This window comes from Streptomyces sp. NBC_01433 (assembly GCF_026340105.1).
Lineage (GTDB): Bacteria > Actinomycetota > Actinomycetes > Streptomycetales > Streptomycetaceae > Streptomyces.
On record NZ_JAPEPM010000001.1, the window covers coordinates 1071825 to 1095291 of the forward strand.

General features: G+C 69.3%; 24 protein-coding genes. 5 read left to right on the plus strand and 19 right to left on the minus strand.

The features are described 5' to 3' along the window. Positions 1–2 precede the first annotated feature (2 nt). On the minus strand, positions 3–917 hold the full coding sequence (locus OG413_RS04605; RefSeq protein ID WP_266803136.1) for an A24 family peptidase: 915 nt from the start codon (positions 915–917) through the stop codon (positions 3–5). A gap of 104 nt (positions 918–1021) precedes the next feature. On the opposite strand from OG413_RS04605, the gene OG413_RS04610 reads away from it, so the two are divergent. Beyond that, positions 1022–1399 (plus strand): DUF192 domain-containing protein, encoded by a 378-nt coding sequence (locus tag OG413_RS04610; RefSeq protein ID WP_266803137.1) that lies wholly within the window; start codon positions 1022–1024, stop codon positions 1397–1399. Positions 1400–1511: 112 nt separating this feature from the next. Here the strand turns inward: OG413_RS04610 and OG413_RS04615 are convergent, their stop codons facing one another. Both OG413_RS04615 and OG413_RS04620 read right to left on the minus strand, forming a co-directional pair. Continuing rightward, positions 1512–1907 (minus strand): hypothetical protein, encoded by a 396-nt coding sequence (locus OG413_RS04615; RefSeq protein ID WP_266803138.1) that lies wholly within the window; start codon positions 1905–1907, stop codon positions 1512–1514. 198 nt (positions 1908–2105) lie between these two features. Then, positions 2106–2699, minus strand: coding sequence for a hypothetical protein (locus OG413_RS04620; RefSeq protein ID WP_266803139.1), 594 nt, complete (start codon positions 2697–2699; stop codon positions 2106–2108). Positions 2700–3125: 426 nt separating this feature from the next. On the opposite strand from OG413_RS04620, the gene OG413_RS04625 reads away from it, so the two are divergent. From OG413_RS04625 to OG413_RS04635, 3 genes are read left to right on the plus strand one after another with little or no spacing between them, the layout of a single operon-like run. Next, entirely contained in the window at positions 3126–5144 is a 2019-nt protein-coding gene (locus OG413_RS04625) for a hypothetical protein (protein WP_266803140.1), read from the plus strand. 56 nt (positions 5145–5200) lie between these two features. Beyond that, positions 5201–5812 carry a hypothetical protein gene (locus OG413_RS04630; protein WP_266803141.1) on the plus strand — a complete coding sequence of 204 codons (612 nt, stop codon included), beginning with the start codon at positions 5201–5203 and terminating at the stop codon, positions 5810–5812. A 20-nt stretch (positions 5813–5832) separates the two neighbouring features. Then, the gene (locus OG413_RS04635) at positions 5833–6276 is read left to right on the plus strand and encodes a DUF3592 domain-containing protein (RefSeq protein WP_266803142.1); all 444 of its coding nucleotides are present in this window, start codon (positions 5833–5835) and stop codon (positions 6274–6276) included. A gap of 192 nt (positions 6277–6468) precedes the next feature. Here the strand turns inward: OG413_RS04635 and OG413_RS04640 are convergent, their stop codons facing one another. The 14 genes from OG413_RS04640 to OG413_RS04705 all read right to left on the minus strand — a co-directional run bounded on the left by OG413_RS04640 (position 6469) and on the right by OG413_RS04705 (position 18893). Further along, complete coding sequence (locus OG413_RS04640) at positions 6469–7116, minus strand: OmpA family protein (RefSeq protein ID WP_266809882.1); 648 nt, start codon at positions 7114–7116, stop codon at positions 6469–6471. An 8-nt stretch (positions 7117–7124) separates the two neighbouring features. Next, positions 7125–7739 carry a hypothetical protein gene (locus OG413_RS04645; RefSeq protein ID WP_266803143.1) on the minus strand — a complete coding sequence of 205 codons (615 nt, stop codon included), beginning with the start codon at positions 7737–7739 and terminating at the stop codon, positions 7125–7127. Positions 7740–7768: 29 nt separating this feature from the next. Continuing rightward, positions 7769–8380 (minus strand): pilus assembly protein TadG-related protein, encoded by a 612-nt coding sequence (locus tag OG413_RS04650; RefSeq protein ID WP_266803144.1) that lies wholly within the window; start codon positions 8378–8380, stop codon positions 7769–7771. Next, entirely contained in the window at positions 8377–8607 is a 231-nt protein-coding gene (locus OG413_RS04655; RefSeq protein ID WP_266803145.1) for a Flp family type IVb pilin, read from the minus strand. The genes OG413_RS04650 and OG413_RS04655 overlap by 4 nt, the downstream gene beginning before the upstream one ends. 200 nt (positions 8608–8807) lie before the next feature. Then, a complete protein-coding gene (locus OG413_RS04660) occupies positions 8808–9872 on the minus strand; it encodes a response regulator transcription factor (RefSeq protein ID WP_266803146.1) in 1065 nt (354 codons plus the stop codon). A 21-nt stretch (positions 9873–9893) separates the two neighbouring features. After that, on the minus strand, positions 9894–11222 hold the full coding sequence (locus OG413_RS04665; RefSeq protein ID WP_266803147.1) for a sensor histidine kinase: 1329 nt from the start codon (positions 11220–11222) through the stop codon (positions 9894–9896). Positions 11223–11271: 49 nt separating this feature from the next. Next, a complete protein-coding gene (locus tag OG413_RS04670) occupies positions 11272–12159 on the minus strand; it encodes a DUF5936 domain-containing protein (protein ID WP_266803148.1) in 888 nt (295 codons plus the stop codon). Positions 12160–12181: 22 nt separating this feature from the next. After that, positions 12182–13126 (minus strand): type II secretion system F family protein, encoded by a 945-nt coding sequence (locus OG413_RS04675; protein WP_266803149.1) that lies wholly within the window; start codon positions 13124–13126, stop codon positions 12182–12184. Between the two features lie 10 nt (positions 13127–13136). Then, positions 13137–14474, minus strand: coding sequence for a CpaF family protein (locus tag OG413_RS04680; RefSeq protein WP_266803150.1), 1338 nt, complete (start codon positions 14472–14474; stop codon positions 13137–13139). Between the two features lie 106 nt (positions 14475–14580). After that, positions 14581–15003 carry a TadE/TadG family type IV pilus assembly protein gene (locus OG413_RS04685; protein WP_266803151.1) on the minus strand — a complete coding sequence of 141 codons (423 nt, stop codon included), beginning with the start codon at positions 15001–15003 and terminating at the stop codon, positions 14581–14583. A gap of 3 nt (positions 15004–15006) precedes the next feature. After that, positions 15007–15549 (minus strand): TadE family protein, encoded by a 543-nt coding sequence (locus OG413_RS04690; RefSeq protein WP_323137808.1) that lies wholly within the window; start codon positions 15547–15549, stop codon positions 15007–15009. A 3-nt stretch (positions 15550–15552) separates the two neighbouring features. Further along, positions 15553–16842, minus strand: coding sequence for an AAA family ATPase (locus OG413_RS04695; RefSeq protein WP_266803152.1), 1290 nt, complete (start codon positions 16840–16842; stop codon positions 15553–15555). Positions 16843–16849: 7 nt separating this feature from the next. Continuing rightward, positions 16850–17557: a Flp pilus assembly protein CpaB gene (cpaB, locus tag OG413_RS04700; RefSeq protein WP_266803153.1), complete on the minus strand. Its 708-nt coding sequence runs from the start codon at positions 17555–17557 to the stop codon at positions 16850–16852. A gap of 469 nt (positions 17558–18026) precedes the next feature. Further along, positions 18027–18893 (minus strand): hypothetical protein, encoded by an 867-nt coding sequence (locus OG413_RS04705; RefSeq protein ID WP_266803154.1) that lies wholly within the window; start codon positions 18891–18893, stop codon positions 18027–18029. Positions 18894–19556: 663 nt separating this feature from the next. Here OG413_RS04705 and OG413_RS04710 point away from each other — a divergent pair. After that, a complete protein-coding gene (locus tag OG413_RS04710; RefSeq protein WP_323137809.1) occupies positions 19557–21284 on the plus strand; it encodes a glycoside hydrolase family 18 protein in 1728 nt (575 codons plus the stop codon). A gap of 169 nt (positions 21285–21453) precedes the next feature. Here OG413_RS04710 and OG413_RS04715 read toward each other — a convergent pair whose 3' ends face one another. Together OG413_RS04715 and OG413_RS04720 are read right to left on the minus strand one after the other, a co-directional pair. Then, positions 21454–22929, minus strand: coding sequence for a GntP family permease (locus tag OG413_RS04715; protein WP_266803155.1), 1476 nt, complete (start codon positions 22927–22929; stop codon positions 21454–21456). 121 nt (positions 22930–23050) lie between these two features. Then, positions 23051–23461, minus strand: a complete 411-nt coding sequence (locus OG413_RS04720) for a RidA family protein (protein ID WP_073718137.1) — start codon at positions 23459–23461, stop codon at positions 23051–23053. Positions 23462–23467 lie beyond the last annotated feature (6 nt).

Genomic DNA, 23467 nt, shown 5'->3' on the forward strand with positions numbered 1-23467 from the left:
GCTCAGGCGGCCAGGGCGCCCAGCAGCAGACCGACGAGCGCGCCCGCGATCATGAACGGGCCGAACGGGATGCCTGTCCTGCGTCCGGCGCGGCGCAGGATCACGAGCCCGAGCCCGTACGCCGCCCCGAACAGGAACCCGGCGAAGCCCCCGACGAACAGCACCGCCCAGCCGTACCAGCCCAGTGCGACGCCGAGGGCGAGGGCGAGCTTCACGTCGCCGAAGCCCATGCCGTTGGGGTTGATCAGGAAGAGCAGGAAGTAGAAGCCGCCGAGGGCGAGGCCGCCGAGCAGCGCGGAGGTCCAGGATCCGGCGTGTTCGGGGAGCAGGGAAACGGTTCCCAGGAGCAGGGCCGCCGCGGCGGCCAGGGGCAGGGTCAGCGGGTCGGGCAGCCGGTGGACGCGGCGGTCGACGACGGCGAGGAGCACGGCGACCGGGGCGAGCAGCAGCCAGACCGCGAGTTCGGGCCTGAGTCCGGTGCCGGTCGCCAGCGCGGCGCAGGCGAGTGCGGTGACGACAGGGGCGAGGACGCCGGGGGCGTAACGGCCGGTGTCCGGAACCGGGGAGCCGGTCGCCTCCGCCGCCCCATCACGACTCCGGTCACCGTCGCGGCCCCCGTCACCGTCGCGGCCTCCGTCACCTTCGCGGCCCCCGTCACCTTCGCGGCCCCCGTCACCGTCGCCGTCATGGTCGCCCGGTGCCAACGGCCGGGAGACCGGGGCGACCGCCACGGCGCAGGCCGTGCACCGCGTCGAGCCGAGCCAGCCGCGGGCGGGCCCGGTGAGCGGGTGCGCGGAGGGGCAGGTGTCGCGCCAGGGTTCCTCCGGCTCGACGGAGAACCGGTACGCGGCACGCGGGATCAGCAGCCCGGTGGCGGCGCCCCACAGGGCGGCGACGGCGATCAGCGTTGCGTCCACACCAGGACCTTAATCGGGCGGTACGACAAGGGGATTGGGCCCTGGGGCCCACTGGTGGCCGTTCGGGACCCACGATCCGGCGCCGGGGGCTACGGTCGGTGCCCATGAGGAAATGGCGCGATGGCGACGCAGTGCTCACGGTCGGCGCGGACACCGGGGAGCGTGAGGTTCCGCTGCGGATAGCGGCCTCCTACCGGGCCCGTACCCGGGGGCTGCTCGGGCGGGACGGGATCGACGGGGCACTGATGCTCACGCCGTGCGGGAGTGTGCACACCTTCCGGATGCGGTTCACCATCGATGTGGCTTACCTGGACCGGAAGTTCAACGTGCTGGCGGTCCGCACGATGAAGCCCGGCCGGCTCGGGCTGCCGCGCCCGCGCGCCCGGCACGTGCTGGAGTCGGAGGCCGGGGCGATGGAGCGCTGGGGGCTGCGGCCGGGCGCACGGGTCGAGGTCCGCGTCACGGCCGGGAGCGACGCGTAGCCGCTCACCCGCATCGTGGCAGCCACAGGGGGCACGGCGTGACGAGGGGCGGCGGTCGCCGCGCGACAGGGCCGCCGCCGTCAACGGCCAACGCCTCGCGCAAGGAGTTGGGTCAGATACGCGCGTGGCGGGTGCCGAGCCCGCGGCCGACCAGCGGGCCGACGGTGCGGATCAGCTTCAGCTGGGTGGAACGCAGGACGCGCACGGTGATGTCGTCGGGCCAGCCGGTCGTCGTGGCCCACCCGTAACCGGAGCCGACCACCTCACTGGCGAAGGCGAGTTCGGTGGCCAGCAGCGCACGCGCCCAGTCCATCGGCTCCAGGGCCTGCCGCGCGGCCAGCGCGCCGCGGATCCGGATGCCCCGGTGGTACAGGTCCTCCGCGCCGGCGAAGCCCATGGCGACGGCGAATTCCTCCGTGCAGCGCGCCGGCCCGGCCCATTCGATCAAACCCTGCTGGAGGAGCTGGGACTCCTCGTCGGTCAGCGTGAGCTGCTCCGCCGTCTGCACGTGGTGCCGTCACCTTCTGGTAGCTGTCCAGCCCGGCACCATGGGGGAGCGCCGGGCCGGACCCTGATCCGTTACCAAGGTGACGCTAACCGCCCAGGTCGCGGGCGTCTTGGGCCCCAGGACCCACCGGGCTCAGGCTCCGGCTCCGGGCTCCGGGCTCCGGACTCCGGACTCCGGGAGCGGGGGTACCGCTCCGCGTCAGACGCTGAGCACCGCGTTCCCGAACACCCGCCACGGGGAGTGCCCCACCGAGTCCAGGACCGCCAACTGCGGGTGTCCGGCGGCGATTTCCTCGCGTACGGCGACGACGTCGGGCCACTCGTCGAGATACGCCGCGCCGTCGATGACGACGCCGTCCCAGTCGGTGGCGGCCGTCGCGCCCCGCCGGTCGACAACGAAGCCGATGCACAGGACGGATGCCCGCCCGATGGTCCGCCGTATGGCGCTCACGACCCTGTCCTGCTCGACCGGCGGCAGTTCGCCCAGGCCGAACTCGACGACCACGGCCCCGCTCCTGGCACGGCGGATGCGTACGAGAACGTCCGTGGAGCCGCCCACCCAGAGCCGGAACCCGATCTCATCGAGCCTTTGCAGTCCGGCAATGGACAGCAGCTGCTCCCGGGTGACGGGGGAACGGGCCCCGGCCGACACGGTGTCCTGGCTGACCAGGACGGTGCGCCCGGTCGCCGGATGGGCCAGGCGCAGCCCTTCCGCTTCGAGGTCGCCCAGAAGCGCCTGGGCGTCCAGCCGGGTCCAGCCCAGGTGGTACGAGTAGAAGAAGCCGGCACTCATCGACGCCTCACCCCATCACAGCGTGAACATGAATATTCGCGTGCGCAAATTCGACAGTAGGGGTCGATGCCTGGTGGGAAAAGCACCACCGGAGATCGATTTGTCTATGGGTACTGCCCGGACGTGGTCGTGCGGACATCCGGACACAGAGCTGGACAGCGGCGGTGTCGTGGTCGGCGACAACCGGCAGGTACGAGCGTATTGAGCCGCGACGGTTCCGGCGTGGGCCCACGGGCCCATCAGCGGCCCAAATCGGAACCTTCGCCCTCGTCATGCCAAACCGGCGTGCCCCGCCGCCCGGTACGCACCCTTCATGGCAGGGGAGTTGGGCCCGGCTTTGGGACCGGGGGCCCGCGCCACCGCCAATTTCCGGCCGTACGCTCACGGTCAACAGGCAACACACGTGTGCCGGAGAGAGGTTGAACCGTGAGTGGTGGCGGCGGCTGGGGGGACAGGAGCGCGGGCCACATATCGGCGGGACACCGCGGTCCGGACGGGTCCGGCACCCTGTATCAGCGTGAACGGAGCGGCTGGTTCTTCGCGTTGACGCGGAGCTGGGCCACGGGCGCGCTGGTCTACATCGCCGCCGGGTTCATGACCAGCCGGGTGCTGGTGGAGTTGCTGGGCAGCGAAGCACGCCTGGAATCGTTCGGCTGGCGCCTCGCCCTCATGCACGTACCCAGCCTCGTCGTCACCCTGCTGACGGTCCTGGCCGCGGCCCGCATCCTCCCCGACGAGCACCGCGAGAACCGGATCGTCCATCTCCTCGGCGCCCTGGCGGTCCCCCTGGCCGGCCTCGTGTACGGCTTCGCCGTCTCGTGGGACGTCGTGGACGTCGAGGGTGTCCTGATGCCGGTCGTCTCACTGGCCACGGGCGCGGCGGCGGGAGTGGCCGTCGACCGGCTGCTGGAGGAGCGCGCCACCCAGCCCCCTCCCGCGCCGCAGTACTCGTACAACTGGCGGGACGGCGGGGCCACCGCCGTGGAGTACCTCGGGGTGGTCGTCCTCGTCGTCACACTGATCGGCGCGATGGCGATGGCCGGGGTCGGCGGGAGGATCGGCGAACGCATCCGGTGCGCGATCAGCTCGCTCGCCGGTGGCGGCGGCTCCTGCTCCACGGGCGGCGGGGAGCCCGAGGCGAAGCCGAAGACCGACGCCGACTACGAGCCCAAGATGTGCCAGGTCTCCAGCATCTCGGACACGGCCGGTGGCAAGGTCAAGATCGGCTGGTTCGAGTGGGGCGAGGAGTACGGCTTCCAGCAGAAGGTGTCGCGGGCCAACTCCGATGTGAACGGGGACGGCAAGGTCGACGAGAACGACAAGCTGGTCTCCATGACGTTCACCGACGCGGCCTCGGCGGGTGTCACCGCCAGCACCCCGGGCGTCAAGCTCGGCAGCCTCGGCAAGGCGGACGTCGACATCGGCGGCGGGATCAAGATCACCAATGGTGACACCTGGATCTTCAAGAGCGAGGAAGAGGCTCAGAAGATGCGGGACGACATCGAGGAAATGAAGATGTGGGAGACCGCCACCAAGCACAGCGGTGGGTACGGCGGCGGCTGGTACTCCGGCATGAAGTGGGCCGAGAAGAAGGAAGACATCGAGAAGAAGATCGGCGACAAGAAGATCTCCTACTCGACCGTCGGACTCAACGCGTACGCGGACGGCGGCCTCTCCATCAAGTCGGGCGACGAGACCGAGCTCGGCGCCAAGCTGGGCGGCAAGGCCAAGTTCTCCCCCGACGTGACCATCACCAAGGACGACGTGAACGGCAACGAGTCGTCCACGTACACCGCCAGGCTCGAACTCGAAGGCAAGGTCAGCGGAAACGCCGGGCCGCTGAAGGGCACGCTGGGCGGCAAGGAGAACCACACCGGCGCCATCACCGTCACCCGCGACCAGAAGACCGGGAAGATCGTCCGGATCGACATGACCCAGACGGTGGACAAGGGCTCCACGTCCGGCAAGGTCGAGGTCGGCGGCGACAACGGCCAGAAGGGCGAGGACAAGCGCGGCGGCAAGGGCAGCGCCTCCGACTCCTCCGGTGACTCCGGCATCGATGTCCGGACGAACTCGATCATCTTCGGCAAGGACACCGACAAGGCCACCGAGGACAAGCGGGCCATCGCCGAGCAGTGGCTGGACGGCTCGGGCAACAACACCGCCCCGTTCGAGTACATGTTCGGCGACCACGCCATGGACAAGCGGCCCGAGGGAAGCGACCCCTTCGAGCAGATGATGTTCGACGACGGCCTGTCCAGCACGATGCGCTACCTCGGCGAGACGGACGCCCAGGAGTTCGGTTTCGAGGTCTCCCTCGGGATGAGCCTCGGCTTCTCCCTCTCCGACGAGCACAAGAGGGAGACGCTGACGGACGCGCGGTTCCTCGGAGCCCCGCAGGGCGACAATCGCACGTATCTTCCGTACAGCTACTGCGCGAAGTGAGCACGGCGAACCGACCGCACGACGAAGAGGCGATGGCACACCCGATGACACCACCGATGACGGCCACGAACACGTCCACGCCGAAGAGGTCCCGCCCGTTCGGCGCGGCGACAGCGGCCGCCGCGGCCGTCATCGCCCTGACCACCCTGCTCACGGGCTGCGGCGGCGACGACGCCGCTTCGGTCCCGGACGGCTGGGGCACGCTGGACACCAAGGCGCTCTCCGTCGGCTACCCCAAGAACAAGGGGTACGCCGAGCAGCCCGCGGACCGGCGCAGCAAGAGCAACGCCGCCGTCGCGCTCAAGCACGAGTCCGGGGTGCGCACCGGCATGGTCTCGGTCCAGCTGGACTTCGCCACCGGCGTCAGCACCGCGGGCGAGGCGGCGGCCGCGGCGGGCGCCGGCCTGGGCCTGGGATCCACCCGCAAGGCGACCGAGGACGTGCGGCTCGTCGGCGCGGAGAGCGCCCGTGAGGCCCGCAGGATCGACTACGAGTTCACCGCTGACGGCAAGGAGGACACCCCGACGGTCGGGACCCCGATGACGGGCGTCGTGGTCGCGGGCGTCGACTCCAAGGGTGTGCCGTTCGCCATCCGGATCAACGCGGTGAAGGACCAGTTGACCGCCGGAGACCTGGACGCGTTCGTCAAGTCCATCACCGTCAAGTAGCGCCGCCGGGCTCCCCCTCCATGGACTTCCTGCCCGGCGGCACGGCCACCTACCTGCTCCTGTTCGGCCTGTTCCTGGCCGCGTTCGCGGCCCGCTCGGCCCTGCGGACGGCCCGGGTGCTCCGCCTGATCCGGCACGGCGTCCTCGCCGAGGGCCGCTGCGCGCGACGCCGCACGGTCGACCGCGGCCCGGACACGGAGCGCGGTTACGCGACGGAGTACGTGTTCGCCTTCCGTACCCCGCAGGGCCGCGAGGTCGAGTTCACCGACGCCTCCCCCACCCTGTCCGGCTTCGGCGCCGGGGCACCGGTCCGGGTCCGCTACGACCCGTCGGACCCGGCGCGCCGCGCCACGGTGGCGGGCCCGGGAGCCTGGTGGCCACTGCTGAAGCCGGCACTGTTCGCACTCGTACTCTCCCTGTTCGCGGCGGGCCTGCTGCTGGGGTTCGCGGCGATGGGCGGATGAACCTGACGGCACGCACCGGCACCTCGGGTACGGGGCGGAGTCGGCCGGTACGGGTATGGCCGCGGGGGCGCGGTACATGTACGGCGACGGAGCCGAAGGGACGGCCGAAACGGCGAGGGCCCGGCACCGCGACCCTGGGATTCCAGTGGTCGCGGTGCCGGGCCCCGCGCACGTCGCGCGTTGCGGTGGGTGTCAGGAAGCGCTGCCGCGCGGGAAGGAGACCTCCACGCGCCGGTTCTTCTTCCTGCCCTCTTCGTCGCTGTTGCTGGCGATCGGGTACTGCTCGCCGTATCCACGGATCTCGAACGAGATCGTGGCCCCGAGCTCCTTCGAGAGGACCCCGTGCACCGCGTCGGCGCGCTGCTTGGAGAGCACGTCGCCGTGGGCCGAGGAGCCGAGGTTGTCGGTGAAGCCGAAGACGCGGACCTTGGTCGCGTTCTGCTTCTTGATCTCCGCCGCGATGGCGGCGATACGCGAGTTGGCCGCCGGACTCAGCTTCGCGCTGTCCTTGCCGAAGAGGACTTCGGCCTGGAGCGCGAACTTGATGTTGGCGTTGCTGTCCTCGCGACGCTCCTCGCCGCCCATGTCCTCGACCACCTGCACGATGTCGAGAACCTTGCCGGGCGCCAGCGTCCCGCCCTCCGGCATCTTGAGGTCGGGATCGTTGGCGTCGAGCTGCACCGGAGCCTGGGAGGTCGCCTCCGTCCCCGGCGGCACACTGGGACCGTCGTCGCTGTACGCGGCCGAGGCACCGAACACCGTGGTGCCGGCCAGGAGCAGGCCCACCACCAGGACGCGCCCGGTGTGACGCCCTGACGCGGGCCGTCGCATGGTCGTCATGTCGGCGCTCACCCAGAAATCTTCAGCGACGCGGTGGCGAAGGTGGGCAGGGAGAAGTCCACCTCGGTCGTCGTCTCCGGGGGAGCCGGGAACTGCATGAAGATCGGAGCCGACTCGCCCGGTGACAACGGGGCGATCGCCGTGGTGCACAGGCACCGCGCGTCCGTGTCCCGGAGAACGTAGTAGCGCTTCTTGCCGACCTTGTCGACCAAGGTGGCGCCGGCCACCGAGTTCGGGTTCTTCGCGACGACCGAACTCTCCTGCCCGCCCCAGCTTGCGCTGTTGCGGGTCCCGTCGCCGCCGTTCCTGATCTCCGCCTGTACGGTGACGAAGCCGCCGGCATCACGCTTGACCTGCTGGACGACGAGTTTGAGCCCGCCTTCCCCTCGTACTTCGGCCAACTTGGCATTCGGGTCCACGTTTTCCCCGGCAGCGGTGTCCTCCTGCTGCTCCCCCTTGCCCTCCGCGGAGGGAGTGGCCGGTGTGGAGGGCGCCGAAGAGCCTTCGCCCTGCGCCTGCCCACCGCCGTCCTCACCGCAACCGGTGAGAGCAAGGGTGATGGTCGCCGTCATCGCGACAGCGGCCATCATCCTTCTGGCCGTCGTGGTATGCCGAATACTCATGGTCCGATTCCTCTACTCGTCGTTCGCTGTCACTTGTCGACCAACCGCACGTCAAAGAGAACCTTGCTGATCTCGGACCAGGGCGCGTTGACACCAAACGGCTCGATCTTGACCACCCCGGCCTTGCCGCACGAGAAGACGTACAGATCCTGGGAACCGTCGTCGTTGAAGTCGAAGGACTGCCAGTCACAGCGGAACTCGATGACGGCCGTGGCCTCGGCCTTGGCGAAGGTGCGCTTCGTACCCGGGATGACCGACGAGTCCACCGCTTTGCGGCCCTCGACCTCAACGGTGATTCTGTCGAACCTGGGGACGATTTCGGGCGGTCCGCACTTCACAACGTCCGCGTCATTGTCCGATGCGAAGCTCTGGGCCGCGCCGCACGGCACGACGAAGGGAGCCGCCAGGAATGTGTCGAGCATCTTCTCGGGCAGCGAGGCCATGAACCCCGTCTCGAAATCCGCACGAGCGGCTTGAGCCGCGGCGAGCGCGGCGGAGTCCGCCGCGCCCTGGGATCCGTTGCGCAAGGCCGACGCCTTGCCGACAGCGAAGAAGGCGAACACGAGGAAAAGCAGGCCCGCCACCATCACAATGTAGATGGGGAAGGCCTGCCCTCGGTCCGACCGGTGGTGTCCGATCACTTCGAGGTGATGGAAGTGACCAGCCCGTCGATCCGCGACGAGATCTTCCCGCCGATTCCCGAAGCCGCGATCGCCCCGATGATCGCCACGACCACCAGGATGATGCCCAGGTACTCGAATGCCGTCTGGCCCCGGTCCTTCGCCGCGTAGCGCTTCTGGATGCTGCTGACGGCGGTGTTGGCCCAGCCGTTGACGCGGATGGCGGTCTTCAGGGTGATGTCCGACATGGTGTTCCCCTCCTGATTCGGCCGACCGATTGCCGGCCGACTCGCACGTTTCTGGCATGTCGCGAACGACTCCGGCTTCCTCCTGGCCGGTGCCGCTCGCGACATGAGAAACATAGAGGGGGGCGCCCCGCTCACCAGAGGGTCCCAGGGCCCATTCCCGGGCCCAAAGCACGCTCTGGGTCCCCGCGTTGCCGCCTCGCTCAGCCATGGCCGCCCGCCCCTCGCGGGCCGGTGCCCGTCGCGGGTGCCGTGCCCAGCCAGCGGGCGATCGCCTCGCTGCGGCTGCCGCTGTGAAGCTTCGTGAAGATACGGTTGATGTGGTTCTTCACGGTCTTCTCGCTGATGAAGCAGGTGGCGGCGATCTGCTGGTTGCTCATTCCGGACGCAATCAGCTCCATGACCTCCACCTCCCTCGAACTCAGCCCGTGGTCTTGCCTGTTGGGAGCCGCGCCGGGCCCCCTGGCCATGGAAGACTGTCCCACAACAGGTTGCAGTTGCGAAAGACCCTCCTGTTGTCGGACCTGTCGTGGCGCCGCGGTGAGTGGTGGCGACGGTGTGAAGCCGGGCTGCGCCTCGTAGCCGGGGGGCGGGTACGGCACCCCCGCCGTCAGGGCGGTGCCCAGGCCCTCCGGGAGCGTTCCGCGCCCGGGGTCCACGCCGTTGCGCATATGGGCGAGCAGGGCGTTCGCGGCGGTGGCCGTGAAGTTGGCCCGGCCGTGCTTCGTGTCGCGTACCGCCTGGACCAGCTGGTCCGCCGTGAACTCGCCGTGCACCAGGTAGCCGCCGGCGCCCAGGCGCAGGGCCTCGTGGACGATCTCGCTCTCACGGCTGTAGGTCAGCATCATCACGGGCGCGATCCGTACCAGGTGCGGCAGGGCCGAGATGCCGTCGACCCCGGGCATCCGGACGTCCAGCAGGACGACGTCCGGGCGGTGCCGCAGGGCCAGGTCGTAGGCCTGGCGGCCGTCCGCCGCCTCTGCGACGACCTCGATGTCGGCGCGGCCGGAGAGCAGTACGCCCAGGCCGGCCCGGACCACGGGGTTGTCGTCCGCCACCACCACCCTGAGCTGGGTGGGGGCCTGGGGGCCGGGTGTGGTCGGGAAGGGGGCAGGCAGGACCTCGGGTGCCGCGGTCTGCTGGGGAACGGGGAACCCCGGGGAGCTGTGTTCCGTGGTGCGCGGTGCGATGTGCGGCGAGGCGTACGGGGAGGCGTGGTTCCGCGCCACCCAGTTCTGACTCGACGCGCGGGGGACGTCGTCCGGCATTCTGCGACCTCCTCTCAGGAGCTACGGGTGGGGGGTGGATGGAGGGACGGTATCGGTGGTGCCAAGAGCGGCGAGGGGTATTTCCAGGCGCACCTCGGTGCCCCGGGAAGCCTCTCCCTTGCCGATCCGTATACGGGCGCCGATGGAAGCGGCGCGTTCGACCATGCCGACGAGGCCGAAGTGTCCGGCCCGGCGGAGGGAGTCGAGGGTGGTGCCCGCGGGCAGGCCGCGTCCGTCGTCGTAGACGCTGACGCGCAGGACGTCGCCCTTCACACCCGCGAGGACGATCAGGTAGGTGGGGCCCGCGTGGCGATGGGCGTTCTCCATCGCTTCGGAGGCGACCGTGAGCAGCTGCCGGGCGACCGCCTGCGGTACGGGCGGTACGGGGATGTGCTCCTGGATCCGGCGGAAGGTCGCGGCGAGGCCGTGGCGGTCGCTGAAGTCAGAGGCACGGGCGCGGAGTTCGCCGACGACGTCCACGCCGCCGTCCAGGCCGGACTCGCGGCGGAGGTCGGTGAGCAGTTCGCGGGACTCGGCCGCGGCCCGGCGGGCGGCGCGGGCGACGAGTTCGGCCTGCCGCCTGATGGTGACCGGGTCCATCCGGTCGGCGGATCCGGCGAGGCCGTCGGCGGCCAGGGCGAGACCGTGCAGGGTCTTGGCGACGGAGTCGTGCATCTCGCGAGCCAGCCGGGTGCGTTCGCCCTCGACGGCCTCGTTCACGGCGAGGCGGGCGCGGGTCTCGGTGAGGGCCTGGCTGGCCGTGCCGAAGCGCAGCAGCAGATTGCGCAGGGTGACGCCGACCGCACCGGCGATCACACAGAAGCCGGGAAGCAGGAGGTTGGTCGCGTCGCCGCCTTCGAGCTTCGGGACGGTGTTGTAGACGCCGAAGACGATGACGACCTGGACGGCGGCGAAGACCGCTGCTCCCCGCCAGCCGTAGACGAGGCCGGCGAGGAGCGGGGTGCAGACGGTGACGTAGGCGAGCGTGGACTCGGGGGTGGCGGTGATCAGCAGGAGTGCGCCGAAGAACACGTCGATCCCGAGCAGCCAGGGGTGGCGCAGGAGGCGCGGGCCGAAGCGTTCCCAGTCGCGGAACAGGAGGTAGCTGCCCATGAACGTGATGAGGATCGCCGCCCCGATGAACCAGGTGGCGAGGCCGCGCGCGGTGTGGCTGATGGCGAACGGGGTGGCTATGGCGATCATCGCCAGCCGGAAACCGAAGACCTGACGGCACATCGCCTGAAGGGCGTTGACCTGGATGGCGAGCGCGGGGCGCGCCTGTGGGTCGGTGGTGGCCGTGGACATGTCCGCGGTGAGTCCGTGCGGGATGCCACTGAGCTGAAACGTCATGGGCCTGCCACCTCCCGTCTGTCCCCGTGCTCGCCGTCGTCGGTCATCGTCAGCCGCCCGTCAGCGCGCCGAAGTCGACGTTGGCGCCGTAGACGAAGCCGACGGTCAGCAGGAGGAGCGTGCCGGGCAGGAGGAAGGAGGTGACGGCGAAGGTCGCCTTCGGCACCGCTTTCGCCGCCTTGCGGCGGGCGTTCTGGGCGTCGGTGCGGCGCATGTCATTGGCGATCTGGATCAGCGTCTCGACGATCGGGGCACCGAGCTCCTCGCCCTGCTGGAGCGTGGTGACGAACATCGCGACCTGTTCCGAGTCGTTGCGCCTGCGCAGTTCGTCGAATGCCTGGCGACGGCTGACACCCATGTCCATCTGGCGCAGGGTGATGCGGAGTTCGTCGGCCCAGGGGCCTTCGTACTTCTCGGCGACGCGAGCGAGCGCCTGGCGGAAGCCGAGACCGGCCGAGACGACGACGGCCAGGACGTCGAGGAAGTCGGGAAGGGTGCGCTCGATGTGTTCGCGGCGGACCCGGATGGCGGACCAGATGCCCGCCTCCACCCAGAAGAGCCCGAAGGCGATCATGATGATCGCGAGGAAGAACTGTCCCCGCAGGAGCATCGAGAACGCGCCGAGGGCACCGAGAACCCCGTAGACGGCACGCCGGGCGGCGTACCGGTCGATGGTGAGGCCGCCGGGGTTACCGGCCAGGTCGATCTGACGGCGCTTCTTCGTGACGGCCTTGGGCCCCATCATCCGCAGCACCGTGGGCGCCCAGCGGATGCCGAGCCGGTCGATGCCGGAGCCCACCGCGCTGGTGCGGGTGGCGCCGGATTCCAGGGCGATGGCGAGGTCGCCGGGCAGTTTGGCGTCGGCCCGGTACATCCGGATGCCGTGGATGGCTCCGTACACCGCGAGTCCGACGACGATCGCGAGCAACAAGTCCATGTCTGCTTCTTCTCCCAGGCCGTCAGACGTCGATGCGGGACAGACGGCGGATCACGATGAATCCGATCGCGTACAGGACGATGGAGATGACGACGGCGATCTGGCCGATGAGGGCTCCGGTCATCCGGTCGAGGGCGCCGGGCATCACGGCGTTCATCAGCAGCATGGCGCCGATCCCGAAGCCGGGTACGGCGTAGGCGGTGACGGTGACCTGGGACAGCTGGGTCTTGACCTCGCGCCGGGTCTCCTTGCGTTCCTCCAGGGTCTCGGTGAGGTTGCGCAGGGAGCTGACGACCGTACCGCCGGCCCGGTTGGACAGGACCAGCGTGGTCACCAGGACGACGAGTTCGCGTGAGGGCAGCCGGTCGGTCACCTCGCTGAGCGCGTCCTCCAGGGGTTCACCGACGGCGAGGCGGCGGGCGACGCGGGCCAGTTCCTCACCGGCCGGGTTCTCCAGCTCGTCGGCGGCCATGGACAGCGCCGTCCGCAGGGCCAGGCCCGCCTGGGTGGCGTTGGCGAGGATGCGGGACAGCTCGGGGAGCTGGTTGATGAAGCGTTCGGTGCGCTTGACCCGCTGCCAGTTCAGGAAGGCGTTGGTGCCCCACAGGCCGATCAGGGCGGCCACCGGGCCGAAGAACGCGGCGAGCATCGAGGAGGCGATCATCCACAGCCCGGCCATCGCCAGGAGCGCGTACACGAAGAACTCGCCCGGCGTGAGCTCCATGCCGGTCGCGCCGAGTTTCAGTTCCAGCTTCTGGCCCAGAGCGGTTTTGCGCAGCCTGCGGTCGAGGGTGCGGAACCGGCGACGACGGCCCGTCTCGGGGAGATGGCCGACGTGGGAGAGCCGGTCGACGAGCGCGTCGCGGTCGGCCTTGCCGCCGGAGTAGGCGTGCAGGCCCATGACGCCGAGCACGCCGCACAGCAGGGTGACGCCGATCGTGATCAGGGGGAGGTTCACATTGTCCATGGCTCGGTACCTAGTTGGCCTCTCGGGTGGCGAGCTGTTCGGAGGATGCGGCGACCCCGAACGCCTGGGGGATGGGCTGGCTGGCCATGTAGAGGCGGTCGGCGATCCGTCGGGGCAGGGGGAGGTACTGGAAATCCCCGAGGATCCGCCCGTCGGCATCCATCGGCCGGGCGTTGAACTTGGCCACGGTGACGATGCGGTACGGGTCCCGGCCGTGCGAGTCCAGGGCCGCGATCTCGGTGACCTTTCGCGTTCCGTCGGCGTGCCGGGTCAGCTGGACGATGACGTCGACGGCGCTGTTGATCTGGTCGTGCAGCGCCTCGAACGGGATCTTGATCTCCGACATGGAGGCCAGGGTCTGCAGACGCATCAGCGCGTCCTCGGCGTTGTTGGCGTGGACGGTGGCGAGCGATCCGTCATGACCGGTAGACATTGCCTGGAGCATGTCAAGCGATTCGCCGCCTCGGACCTCACCGACGACGATGCGGTCGGGGCGCATACGCAGGGAGTTGCGCACCAGGTCGCGGATGGTGATCTGGCCCTTGCCCTCCACGTTCGCCGGTCGGGACTCCAGCCGGATCACATGGCTCTGCTGGAGCTGGAGCTCGGCGGAGTCCTCGATCGTGACGATGCGCTCGCTGTTGGGAATCAGCCCGGACAGCGCGTTGAGCAGCGTCGTCTTTCCGGTGCCGGTGGCGCCGGAGACGATGATGTTGAGCTTGGCCTGTACGAGACCGGCGAGCAGGACCAGCATCTGCTCGTCCAGCGAGCCGAAGCCGATCATCTCCTGGAGGGTGAAGGACCTCGGGAACCGCCGGATGGTGAGCGTCGCGCCGGTCAGGGACAGCGGCGGGATGATCACGTTGACACGCTCACCGCTGGGCAGTCGCGCGTCGACCATGGGGTTCGACTCGTCCACCCGGCGGTTGACGGTCGACACGATGCGCTCGATGGTCTGCATCAGCTGCTCGTGCGAGCCGAAGCGCATCGGGAGCTGTTCGACCTTGCCGCTGCGCTCCACGAAGATCTGGTCCGGCCCGTTCACCATGATCTCGGTGATGGAGGCGTCTTCGAGGAGCGGTTCCAGGATGCCGAGTCCGAGGGCCTCGTCGACCACGCGGCGGATCAGCTGCGAGCGCTCCATGGTCGAAAGGACCGGACCCTCGCGGCTGATGATGTGCCCGAGGACGCGCTCCAGGCGGGCCCGCCGCTCGGCGGCGGCCAGCGAGGACATCTCCGCGAGGTCGATCTCCTCCAGCAGCTTGGCCCGGTAGGTGGCCACCATGTGGCCGTCCTCCCGTGCCCCGCCTTGCTCCTCCGGGGCGGTCATGCGTGCCCGCAGGCTCATGTGCGTAACTCCTCGGTCTCACTGTCCGGTCGAACCTGCGGGTGGTCGGTCCCGCAGGCGGTCGTTCCCTCGGGGGCGAGCGGGCGGGCGGCCCGGCTCGCGGGCGCTAGCCGCGGGGCATGGTGGAACTCCGTTCGGCCTTGCCCCACTTGCCCTTCATCCCCGGAACCACGTTGGGGACCTCGATCTTGATGGTGACCGTCACATCGCCGGTGCCTTCGCTCTCGTCGTACGAGAAACCGTCCTCCGCGAGCCACTTGCTCATCGCGTCCCTGGCCGCCGTGTGGGCGTTGCCCGTGGGGAAGTCCTTGGACGCCGTCCTGGCCGCCGCACGGGCCGCCGTGCCGGCCTGAGCGGTCGTGTACGCGGCGAGTCCGACCTGGATGGCGAGGAGGGCGACCAGGAGGAGGAGCGGGAGGAAGCCCAGGTACTCGATGGCGACCTGGCCCCGGTCGGTACGGCGGGGGGCGGAACGACGGCCGTCGGTGTTCCTGCCACCGGAGTGCTTCACGCGTGCGGTTACGGTCATCACTCAGCCCTCCAGCGGCGAGCCGGCACGGCCCGTGATCTTCACGTCCAGGTCGAACAGACCCGGGACCAGGACAGGGACCTTGAGCTTGACGTCGGCCCTGTACAGCTCGCGGGTGGACTTGCAGGTGATCTTGACGCCGTCCTCCCAGGCATCCGGCAGGTCCTTCTTCGCACCCGCCTTGCACGCTCTGCTCTGCCCGTACTCCGCGCCGCTGCCCTTGCGCGCGGCCACGTCCGCCGCGTTCCCCGCGAGGCTCCAGGTGTAACCGATCAGCGCGCACTCCCAGAGCACGAGCATGATCAGGATGATGAAAGGCGTCATCCCCAGGAACTCGATCGCGGTCTGCCCGCGGTCACGGTCACGGCCGCGCAGGAAACGGCCCCGTACGAAACGGCCGCGTACGCGGAAGCGGTGGGCGGCCGTGCGCCTCAGGCCGATCCGTGAGCGAGTGAGCCCCTCCGGGGAGCGCGTAAGCCCGTCCCGGGAGCTGTGGGCGTCACGCCTCCCCCGTATCTCGGTGTCCGGTGCCCGGTTGGTAGTCATCGGTCAACGTGTCCCCTCGGTCTTCCCGTGGCCCTGGTCGTCCCCGTCGCGCCGTCGGCGCGGCCGTCCGATCGAGCCACGGTCGTTTTTGAATGCGACGCCGCTCTTCTTCTTGCTCGCGCTGACCTTGACGATGCCCAGTTCTCCGGCGAGTCCCCAGAGTGCTTGCTTGACGGTGCTCTTGGCATCCAGTTCGTGCAGGCGACCGGCGTCCACCGATGCCTGGAGTTCCTTGAAGTTCGCGGGCACCGCCGCGTTCGCCACCTGGGTTCCGGTGATCTTCTGGATCAGGGGCGGCTGGATCTCGGTGTTGCGGGTGAAGCGGTTGACGAGGGTGATCGTCTCCTCCGCCTTGCGGATCTGGAGCCGTTCCCACATCCGTACGATGCGCTTGGCGCCGCGCACCGCGATGACGTCCGGGGTCGTCACCAGCAGGGCCACGTCCGCCATCTCGATGGCCGCCGCGTTGGCCCCGTTCATCTGGCCGCCGCAGTCGATGACCACGATCTCGTACCGGGTGCGCAGCGCGCTGACGATCTGGCGGGCGGACCGGTCGCTGACCTCCTCGCCCCGTTCGCCCTCGCCGGGTGCCAGCAGCAGGGCCAGGCCCGTCGAGTGGGAGAACACCGCGTCGGCCAGGACGCGCGGCGAGATCTCCGTGATGAGCGCCAGGTCGACGAGCGAGCGCCGGAACTGCACATCGAGGTACGAGGCGACATCGCCGGTCTGGAGGTCCATGTCGACCAGGGCGACCGTGTTGCCGGACGCCTGTGCCGCCAGGGCGAGTTGGATCGCCGTGACGGTGGCGCCCACGCCGCCCTTGGCTCCGGTGACGGTCAGGACCATGCCCCCGGGCCCGGTGAACACGTCATTGCTCGCGGTGAGGTGGCGTCGTACGCCGGCCGACCACTGGGACGCGGCCTGGACCCGGTTGGCCAGCTCCTCGTAGCTCAGCGGCAGCGTGACGAGCCCGCGGGCGCCGGAGTCCATGGCGTCGGCGAACAGGCCGGGGTTGGCATCCGCGGTGATCAGGACGACCCCGACGGACGGGAACCGCATCGACACTTCCCGGATGAGCTCCAGGGCCGGTACCGGGCCGATCCGCTCATGGACCAGCACGACCTCGGGCAGCTCGTCGAGGGATTCGCCCGCGAGCCTGGCCAGGGTGTCGATCAGCTGGGTCGAGTCGGCGACCGGCGCGGCCGGTTCCGCGTCGGGCAGCTGGCTGAGCAGTGTGGTGACCGATCTGGCCGCGTCGAGGTCACCGACGGCCGGGAGGATTCTGGTGGTCATCCCATCCTCACTTGTCCTTTTCGAGCGTGTAGGTGCGGTCCCCCGGGCGGATGGTGCCGTCGCTGCCGGGCGCGACGAGGGCGAGCCGCACGTGCTCCGCGAAGGACTCGGCGTACGCCACACGCTGGGTGTCCAGCGTGTTCAGGGCGAAGGTGATCGGCACGGCCTCGGTGCTCTGGGTGCTCCGCTGGTCCCCGCGGGGCTCCAGAGCGGTCAGCTTGCCCACGTCCAGCACCTTGGCGTTGGAGACGATCACCTTGGACTGGGAGACGTCGTCCTGGTCCTCACCGGCGAACGTGGCGTAGATGTTGACGGTGGCGCCCGGTGTGATCTTGCCGGCGACGCCGGTCGCGGCGTCGATCATGATGGCGATCTCCTGCTCACCGGACCGGAGTTCGGGCTTGCGGGCCATCATGTCCGACTGGAGCAGCGAGCCCTTGCGGAGCTGGGTGACGGCGATCTTCGATTCGACTTCCCGCAGGTTGGTCACGGCGTTCTCCGAGAGCCAGCGCTTGGGCATCTTGATCTTCTCGAACTGACCGTCGTTCAGGGCCGTATAGGGGGCCACGTCGGATTTCAGCTGATAGGCGGTCACCTCGGGGCCGACCTTCGAGTTGACGTCGCTGATCACCGAGAGCACACCGGCGAAAGCACCGAAGGCACACAGGACCGACAGGAGCAGGAGTATCACGCCGCGGCGCTGGCGGGAGTTCATGGGCCGGACAACCTCGTTCGAATCGGATGCGTGGGGCAGCGGACAGAGAGGGATGCGCGGAAAGCGGAAGGACGAGTACGGACGCGAAGTGCGGTGAAGCGGGAGCACAACGCGCGTAGTGCGGTGATTCGGCGTGCGAAGTGCGGGGCTCGCGAAGATGACGGTGATGCGGGGGGACGGGTGGTGCGGGAGCGGGGGAAGGGGCGGTGTGAGCCGGTCAGTGCTCACTGGTGCGGGTGGAGCTGGGTGAGCCGGAGGAGGCTCGGTGGAGCAGGTGAGCCGGAGGAGGCTCGGCAGTACGGGGTGGTGATCGGTAGTGCTCAGTCGTACGGGTGATGCTCAGTGGTGCTCAGTCATACGGGTCGTGCTCGGCGGTGCTCATTCGTATGAGTGGTGCTCAATCGTGCGGTCAGTACGGATAGTTCAGGCGGTGCGGGCGAAGCTCAGTGGTGCGGGACAGCGGGCGGGACTATGACACGGCCGGTACGCCCACCTCGTGGTGCGGGACACCGGTGGAGTGTGCCCGGTTCTCCGAGGCGGCGAGCGGGGAGGAACAGAAGCCACAACGATCGCCGATGAGTTCCATTTCGCACCAGTGACACTTTTCCCTCCGTACGGAGGAGATCAGTTGATACAGGACGGAGATGTCCGGGAGGTAAGCCGCGAACTCCACCAGCTTTCCCGTACCCCACCAGCGGGAGGATTCACTGGGAAGGCTCGCTTCATGAATGGCCTGGACCTTCCAGGCGGGCGCCAGGGTCTCCTGGACCCAGTCCGACTGCGACTGCCCCTTGGCCACCAAAAGATGCGTACCGAATTCCGGTCCGGCCAGAGGTTCCGCCTGCGGCCCGACCTTGATGAGCTGCGACTCGGGCCCGGCGAGCACGGCGAACTGCGAACCGGGCACCCAGGACTTCGCGTGACTCTTCAGGCTGACGGGGAACCGGTCCAGTTTGGCCACCGAGTGCAGCAGCGCACCCGAGTAGATGTAGTGCGACAGCAGCCGGGCGGCGGAGGCGACCACCCCCGGGCTGAGGTCGCTCACGGACAGCTGGCGCAACTGGCGTACCAGTACGGCGACTCCGAGCGGCGGCAGGTCCACCTTGACCAGCGCGATCCGGTCGCTCTCCAGGATCGAACGGATGCCGTGCAGCCGTCGCTCATGGGCGGGTTGGATGCTGGACGGATACAACACGATGACATACCCGTGCTGTTCGAGCAGCAGATGCGTGTCGCCGATCGCGAGCTCCATGGTCTGGGCCTCGGGGGCCTGGAGCAGGGCCGCGGTCGGTGTCTGCTGATCGGTGGGCGGCAGCACCAGATCTGCGCTTGTCACTGCTATTGCGGTCGGCACGCTCTTCCCCGTTCAGCTCCGGCCGTCGTGGTCACGTCGGCCGCAATCGCTCCTGCCCGGTGCTCCTGCTCCAGCACTTTAGCCACGTCTTACCAGGCAGAGAACACTTATCGGAGACCGATACGACAACATGCGAACACCGCCCGACCGACGCCCGGGTACTAAATAGGACGAAATCGAGACTGGTTAACTCCTGTACCACTGCGGAGGGTTACAGCAGTGGCCCTCACTCGACGGCCCGTCACTTCATCGGCGCACGTCAGGAAGGCCCCAGGGGTCGTTCCGGTTCATTTCGACTGCGCACGTTCGTCACGGTCCGAAGATCTCGCGCGAAGTCACCCGCGAGGGGACAACCGGGTGGCCACAGCGACATCTTCGCGTAAAGAAATGGCGGTCCGAGGGCCTCGCGAAGGACCCCTCGAAGGGGTTGTCGAACGCCCGTCGGAGGCACCCATCACTGCCAGAGGTCTTGACAACTTGATTGGTCTGGACCAGTTTATCGGCCAGCGGTGGCCACCGTTCCTCGGCTTCACATTCCCCGTACACCCCCTGTACGTCCCGCACCCCCGCACGACCCCCCGCGCGGCACCCCGCCGACCCCCACCGGCACCCCCCGCATATCCCCAACTCCCCCCGGAGGCAGCAGTGGAACGCTCCGTAGGCAGCAGGCGCAGAAGCCGTCACTCCCGGCCCGTACTCGGCGGCGCCATGGCCGTCATCGCGGCCGGGGCCCTGACCGTCACCGGTCTCGTCAGCAGTGCCCAGGCGGCCGACGTCAATGTCGCCAAGAACGCCGGATTCGAGTCCGGGCTCGCCAACTGGACCTGTAGCGGGGGCACCGGCACCGCCGTCTCCTCCCCCGTGCACGGCGGTACGTCAGCCCTCAAGGCCACCCCGGCCGGCCAGGACAACGCCAAGTGCTCCCAGACGGTGGCCGTCAAGCCCAACTCGACGTACACACTGAGCTCCTGGGTCCAGGGCGGATACGCCTACCTCGGCGCGAGCGGCACCGGCACGACCGACGTCTCCACCTGGTCGCCGGGCTCCACCGGCTGGACTCAGCTCTCCACCAGCTTCAAGACCGGCGCCTCCACCACCTCGGTGACCGTCTACACCCACGGCTGGTACGGGCAGGCGTCCTACCTCGTCGACGACATCTCGGTGACCGGCCCCGACGGCGGCGGCGGCACCGACCCCGGCCCGTCGATCCCCGCCTCGCCCGCCGGCCTCGCCGCGGGCACGGCGACGTCCTCCTCGGTGGCCCTCTCCTGGAACGCCGTCTCCGGCGCCACCGGATACACCGTGTACAAGGACGGCGCCAGGGCCACCACGTCCACCGGCGCCTCGGCGACCGTCTCCGGCCTGGCCCCCGACACGGCGTACCAGTTCTCGGTGAGCGCCACCAACGCCGCCGGTGAGTCGGTCAAGTCCGCCGCGATCAGCGCCCGTACGGCGAAGGAGGGCACCGGCCCCGGCCCGGTGACCTCGGTGCCCAAGCACGCGGTGACCGGCTACTGGCAGAACTTCAACAACGGCGCCACCGTCCAGAAGCTCAGCGACGTCCCCGCCGACTACGACATCATCGCGGTCTCCTTCGCGGACGCCACGACGACGCCGGGCGCCGTCACCTTCAACCTGGACTCCGCCGGGCTGAACGGCTACACGGTCGCCCAGTTCAAGGCCGACATCAAGGCCAAGCAGGCCGCCGGGAAGAACGTCATCATCTCGGTCGGCGGCGAGAAGGGCTCCGTCGCGGTCAACAGCGACGCCTCCGCCACGGCCTTCGCGAACTCGGTCTACGCGCTCATCCAGGAGTACGGCTTCAACGGGGTCGACATCGACCTGGAGAACGGCCTCAACTCCACGTACATGACGAAGGCGCTGCGCTCGCTGTCCACGAAGGCGGGCTCCGGCCTCGTCATCACGATGGCGCCGCAGACCATCGACATGCAGTCGACGTCCGGTGAGTACTTCAAGACGGCGCTCAACATCAAGGACATCCTGACCGTCGTCAACATGCAGTACTACAACAGCGGTTCGATGCTGGGCTGCGACGGCAAGGTCTACTCGCAGGGCTCGGTGGACTTCCTCACCGCGCTCGCCTGCATCCAGCTGGAGGGCGGCCTCGACGCCTCGCAGGTCGGCCTCGGTGTCCCCGCATCCACCCGGGGCGCGGGCAGCGGCTACGTCGCCCCGTCCGTCGTGAACGCGGCCCTGGACTGCCTGACCAAGGGCACCGGCTGCGGCTCCTTCAAGCCGGCCAAGACCTACCCGGCGCTGCGCGGCGCGATGACCTGGTCCACGAATTGGGACGCCACGGCGGGCAACGCCTGGTCCAAGGCGGTCGGCCCGCACGTCCACGGCCTGCCGTAACCCTCCGGACTCTCCGAGGTCATCCGGACTCCGCGAGGTCGTCCCCTGACCAGCAGCGCCGCCGCTCCCCCGGCGGCGCTGCTGCATGTTCCGGCCCAAGCGTTCCGGCCCAAGCGTTCCGGCCCAAGCGTTCCGGCCCGGTCCGGGCGGCGGGACAGTGCCGAGGGCCCTAGATCACCAGGCTGAGCAGCGCCGCGACCGCGAAGCCCGCCACCGACAGGACCGTCTCCAGGACCGTCCAGGACTTCAGGGTGTCGCGCTCGGAGATGCCGAAGTACTTGGCGACCATCCAGAAGCCGCCGTCGTTGACGTGCGAGGCGAAGATCGAGCCCGCGGAGATCGCCATGATGATGAGCGCGAGGTGCGCCTGGGACATGTCCTGGCCCTCGACCAGCGGGACGACGATGCCCGCCGTGGTGACGATCGCGACCGTCGCCGAACCCTGGGCGACGCGCAGCGCCACGGAGATCAGCCAGGCGAGCAGGATGACCGGCAGGCCGACGTCGTTGAACGTGTCGGCGAGCGCGTCCGCGATGCCGCTGCCCTTGAGTACGGCGCCGAAGATGCCGCCCGCGCCGACGACCAGCAGGATGTTGCCGACCGGCTTGAGCGAGGACGTGGAGACCGATTCCAGGGACTTGCGGGACCAGCCGCGCCGGATGCCCAGCAGGTAGTACGCCAGGAGCAGCGCGATCGTCAGGGCGACGAAGGGGTTGCCGAAGAACTCGATGACCGAGCGGAGCGTGGAGGGGTCCAGCGCGATGGAGGAGAACGTCGCGGCGAGGATCAGGATCAGCGGGGTTCCGATGATCGCGAGGACCGTACCGAGCGCGACGGGCTGCTCGCGCGGGGTGGCCCCGGCGGCACGCTGCTCGGCGGCGACGGCCGCCTTGGCCTCCTCGGCGGCCTCGACCATGTCCTGCGGGACCGCGACGAAGATCCGCTTGCCGATCCAGGCGGCGTAGCCCCACGCGGCGAGCACGGACGGGATGCCGACGACGGCGCCCATCAGGATGACCCAGCCCAGGGAGACGTTGAAGAGTCCGGCGGCGGCCACCGGGCCGGGGTGCGGCGGCAGGAACGCGTGGGTCATCGACAGCCCGGCGAGCAACGGCATCGCGTACAGCAGGATCGATTTGCCGGAGCGCTTGGCGGCGGCGTACACGATCGGCGCCAGGACGAAGATGCCGACGTCGAAGAAGACCGGGATGCCGAAGATGAGGCCGGTGAGGCCCATGGCGAGCGGGGCCCGCTTCTCACCGAAGAGGTTCAGCAGGCGGGTGCTCAGCACCTCTGCCCCGCCGGAGACTTCGAGGATCGCGCCGAGCATCGTACCGAGTCCGATGATGATCGCGACATGGCCGAGGATGCCGCCCATGCCCGATTCGATGACCGAGACGGCGGCGGATTTCTGGACGGTGCCGAAGAGTTCGGTGACGGAGAGACCGGCACCCAGGCCGACGGCTATGGAGACGGCGAGCAGCGCGACGAACGGCTGGAGCCTGACCTTGATGATCAGGAAGAGGAGGAGGGCGATGCCGAGGGCGGCGACGGTCAGCAGACCGGCGGTGCCGTCGATCAGGAGGAGCAGTCCACCCGTGTGGGGTGGTGTCTCGACCGGCGGTGGGGTGGCGGCGAGCAGCATGGTGACTCCGTGGTGACGAGGGGGAGTTCCGGGCAGGGGGGAGCGCGGCACGGCGCCCCCGTGGTGCGGGGCGCCGTGCCGGGCGGCGTGCTGGAGCGGTACTGCGGGTGGGGCAAGTCGATCAGCCGAGGACCGCGAGAGCGTCGATCTCGATGAGCAGGCCCTTGGGGAGGCCGACGTAGACCGTCGTACGGGCCGAGGCGGGCGCCTTGAGGCCCTGCTCCTCGAAGTACGCGTTGTAGATCTCGTTCATCTCGGCGAAGTGGGCGACGTCCGTGAGGTAGACGCGCGTCATCATCACGTCGTCCCAGGTGGCACCGCCCTCTTCGAGGATGGCCTTGACGTTGGCGAAGGTCTGGAGGGTCTGCTCGCGCAGCGTCGGGCCGACGACCGTGGCGGGCTTGCCCTCCTCGGCGGGCAGGAAGCCGACCTGGCCGGCGACCTGGAGGATGTTGCCCTTCTTCACGCCGTGCGAGAACTTCGCGGGCGGGGCGGCGTGGGTGCTGGGCGTGAGGGAGATCTTCTCGGTCATGACTGA

Coding starts and splice junctions, on each gene's coding strand:
- OG413_RS04610 (WP_266803137.1), top strand. CDS start 1,022: ATGAGGAAATGGCGCGATGGCGACGCAGTGCTCACGGTCGGCGCGGAC.
- OG413_RS04620 (WP_266803139.1), bottom strand. CDS start 2,699: ATGAGTGCCGGCTTCTTCTACTCGTACCACCTGGGCTGGACCCGGCTG.
- OG413_RS04630 (WP_266803141.1), top strand. CDS start 5,201: ATGACGGCCACGAACACGTCCACGCCGAAGAGGTCCCGCCCGTTCGGC.
- OG413_RS04635 (WP_266803142.1), top strand. CDS start 5,833: ATGGACTTCCTGCCCGGCGGCACGGCCACCTACCTGCTCCTGTTCGGC.
- OG413_RS04640 (WP_266809882.1), bottom strand. CDS start 7,116: ATGACGACCATGCGACGGCCCGCGTCAGGGCGTCACACCGGGCGCGTC.
- OG413_RS04645 (WP_266803143.1), bottom strand. CDS start 7,739: ATGAGTATTCGGCATACCACGACGGCCAGAAGGATGATGGCCGCTGTC.
- OG413_RS04655 (WP_266803145.1), bottom strand. CDS start 8,607: ATGTCGGACATCACCCTGAAGACCGCCATCCGCGTCAACGGCTGGGCC.
- OG413_RS04660 (WP_266803146.1), bottom strand. CDS start 9,872: ATGCCGGACGACGTCCCCCGCGCGTCGAGTCAGAACTGGGTGGCGCGG.
- OG413_RS04665 (WP_266803147.1), bottom strand. CDS start 11,222: ATGACGTTTCAGCTCAGTGGCATCCCGCACGGACTCACCGCGGACATG.
- OG413_RS04670 (WP_266803148.1), bottom strand. CDS start 12,159: ATGGACTTGTTGCTCGCGATCGTCGTCGGACTCGCGGTGTACGGAGCC.
- OG413_RS04675 (WP_266803149.1), bottom strand. CDS start 13,126: ATGGACAATGTGAACCTCCCCCTGATCACGATCGGCGTCACCCTGCTG.
- OG413_RS04680 (WP_266803150.1), bottom strand. CDS start 14,474: ATGAGCCTGCGGGCACGCATGACCGCCCCGGAGGAGCAAGGCGGGGCA.
- OG413_RS04685 (WP_266803151.1), bottom strand. CDS start 15,003: ATGACCGTAACCGCACGCGTGAAGCACTCCGGTGGCAGGAACACCGAC.
- OG413_RS04690 (WP_323137808.1), bottom strand. CDS start 15,549: ATGACTACCAACCGGGCACCGGACACCGAGATACGGGGGAGGCGTGAC.
- OG413_RS04695 (WP_266803152.1), bottom strand. CDS start 16,842: ATGACCACCAGAATCCTCCCGGCCGTCGGTGACCTCGACGCGGCCAGA.
- cpaB (WP_266803153.1), bottom strand. CDS start 17,557: ATGAACTCCCGCCAGCGCCGCGGCGTGATACTCCTGCTCCTGTCGGTC.
- OG413_RS04715 (WP_266803155.1), bottom strand. CDS start 22,929: ATGCTGCTCGCCGCCACCCCACCGCCGGTCGAGACACCACCCCACACG.
- OG413_RS04720 (WP_073718137.1), bottom strand. CDS start 23,461: ATGACCGAGAAGATCTCCCTCACGCCCAGCACCCACGCCGCCCCGCCC.